Origin of the sequence: Myroides sp. N17-2 (assembly GCF_002286775.1) — a bacterium.
Classification (GTDB): Bacteria; Bacteroidota; Bacteroidia; order Flavobacteriales; family Flavobacteriaceae; genus Flavobacterium.
This window is the reverse complement of record NZ_NSGJ01000112.1, coordinates 1-584: the sequence shown is the minus strand read 5'-3', so window position 1 is coordinate 584 and position 584 is coordinate 1. Positions and strand designations below refer to the sequence as shown.

Below are 584 nucleotides of genomic sequence, written 5' to 3'. Positions count from 1 at the left end.
TTTATTGGTCGCAGACTATAGTTAAAACTATGCACTTTAGTGCATTTAGCTTTCAGCTTCTAAAAATGTTTACCTTTGATATATGGAATATCAAGGCACAAATGGACACAGTGTCTCTCGTTTAACAGCTCATTTAGTATGGGTTACTAAATATCGTTACCCTGTATTAGAAGGAGATATTCAGATACGTTGTCGTAGTCTAATTCTTCAAATTTGTGAAGCAGAAGATGTTCGAATTCTGAAAGGAGTTGTTTCTAAGGATCACGTTCATCTTCATATAGAATATCGTCCTTCTCAGAATATTAGTAATATTGTCAAGCTACTGAAAGGTCGTACATCCAGAAAACTACAAATAGAATTTCCTGTTTTGAAGCAACGATATTGGGGTCGACACTTTTGGGCAATAGGCTTTGGCTGTTGGAGTACAGGCAACATTACTGATGAAATGTTAAATGCATATCTAGAGCATCACCGTAAACCTAATGATAATGGGAGTAACTTTATACTTGAGTAAGTAACTCCACCCAGGCAGACTTTAGTCTGCTTTAACAAACTATGGACTTTCAGTCCATAGTGGTTTATTT

The 584-nt window shown here is 36.0% G+C and carries 1 protein-coding gene; it reads left to right on the top strand.

Going from position 1 to position 584, the window contains the following annotated elements; all coding sequences use genetic code 11:
• The first annotated feature begins 82 nt into the window (after positions 1-82).
• Positions 83-514, top strand: coding sequence for an IS200/IS605 family transposase (gene tnpA, locus CF599_RS19295; RefSeq protein ID WP_121967535.1), 432 nt, complete (start codon positions 83-85; stop codon positions 512-514).
• Positions 515-584: the final 70 nt, after the last annotated feature.